At 59.6% G+C, this 1,642-nt stretch carries 1 protein-coding gene; it reads left to right on the top strand.

Features of this window, described 5'->3' with window-relative positions; all coding sequences use genetic code 11:
• Window positions 1–6: 6 nt before the first annotated feature.
• Window positions 7–1,395, top strand: a complete 1,389-nt coding sequence (purB, locus tag DK391_RS44000; protein ID WP_109484270.1) for an adenylosuccinate lyase — start codon at window positions 7–9, stop codon at window positions 1,393–1,395.
• Window positions 1,396–1,642: the final 247 nt, after the last annotated feature.

Raw genomic sequence — 1,642 nt, forward strand, 5'->3', positions numbered from 1 at the left:
CCCATCATGTCCGAAACCCGCCCCGACACCCTCTTCGCGCTGACCGCCCTCTCCCCGCTCGACGGCCGTTACGCATCGAAAACCGAAGCCCTGCGCGAGTGGCTTTCGGAAGCCGCGTTCATGCGTCATCGCGTGACGGTGGAAATTCACTGGCTGATCGCACTGTCCCACACCGGTTTTGCCGAAGTGCCGCGCTTCTCGGAAGCGTCGGAGCAGTTCCTGCTGCAACTGGCCGAGCGCTTCACGGCGCACGACGCCGCGCGCATCAAGGACATCGAGCGCGTGACGAATCACGACGTGAAGGCTGTCGAATACTGGCTGAAGGAATCGGTGAAGGGCCAGCCGGAACTGGAGCGCGCAAGCGAGTTCATTCACTTCGCGTGCACGTCGGAAGACATCAACAACACGTCGCACGGCCTGATGCTGGCTGGCGCGCGTGAACACGTGATCCTGCCGGCGCTGCGCTCGGTGCATCAGCGTCTCGTCGCGCTTGCGCATGCGCAGGCCGATCAGCCGATGCTGTCGCGCACGCACGGCCAGCCCGCCAGCCCGACGACGCTGGGCAAGGAAATCGCCAACGTCGCGGCGCGTCTGTCGCGCGCGATCGATCGGATTGCGAACGTCGAACTGCTCGGCAAGATGAATGGCGCGGTCGGCAACTTCAATGCGCATCTGTCGGCGTATCCGGAATTCGACTGGGTAGCGGTATCGAAGGAAGTGATCGAGAAGCGTCTGAAGCTCACCTTCAATCCGTACACGATCCAGATCGAACCGCACGATTACATGGCTGAACTGTTCGACGCCGTCGCGCGTGCGAACACGATTCTGCTCGACCTCGATCGCGACGTCTGGGGTTATATCTCGATCGGTTACTTCAAGCAGCGGACGAAGGCCGGTGAGATCGGTTCGTCGACGATGCCGCACAAGGTCAATCCGATCGACTTCGAAAACTCGGAAGGCAACTTGGGGCTTGCTAACGCGACGTTGCGGCATCTGGCAGACAAGCTGCCCGTTTCGCGCTGGCAGCGTGACCTGACCGACTCGACGGTGCTGCGCAATATTGGTGTGGCGTTTGGGTATTCGTTGCTGGCGTATGACGCGCTGAATCGCGGGCTGGATAAGCTTGAGGTGAATCCTCAACGTCTGAACGATGATCTCGATGCGACGTGGGAAGTGCTGGCTGAGCCGGTGCAGACTGTGATGCGTCGTTATGGCATCGAGAATCCGTATGAGCAGCTGAAGGAACTCACGCGTGGTAAGGGGATTACTCGCGATGCGCTGCAGACTTTTGTTAGCGGTCTCGCTATTCCTGCAGATGCCAAAGAGCGACTTCTCGCGATGACGCCCGCTTCTTATGTGGGTATGGCTGCTGAGTTGGCTAAGCGGATTAAGTAAGTTCCCAACGGGGTTTGGATTTTTGCTGGCGGCGCGGTTTGGTATTGGTGCTTCATGCGTTGCCGCTGGTGTTTTGGGCTTTCGCTGGCATCCGCTTTTTGTTAGTGGTTTGCTAGCGTCGCCCCTGTGCGGGGCAGCACCTACTTTTCTTTGCCGCGGCAAAGAAAAGTAGGCAAAAGAAAGCCGCTGAACACCGCCAGCCCTTGTACTTGCCTGCGGGCCCCCCGCCGGTCCTATCCTTCACACG

This window comes from Paraburkholderia sp. C35, from assembly GCF_003121405.1.
Classification (GTDB): Bacteria; Pseudomonadota; Gammaproteobacteria; order Burkholderiales; family Burkholderiaceae; genus Paraburkholderia.

What these genes read in the sequence shown, in the direction of transcription:
- purB (WP_109484270.1), top strand. Translation starts at nt 7, where the DNA reads ATGTCCGAAACCCGCCCCGACACCCTCTTCGCGCTGACCGCCCTCTCC.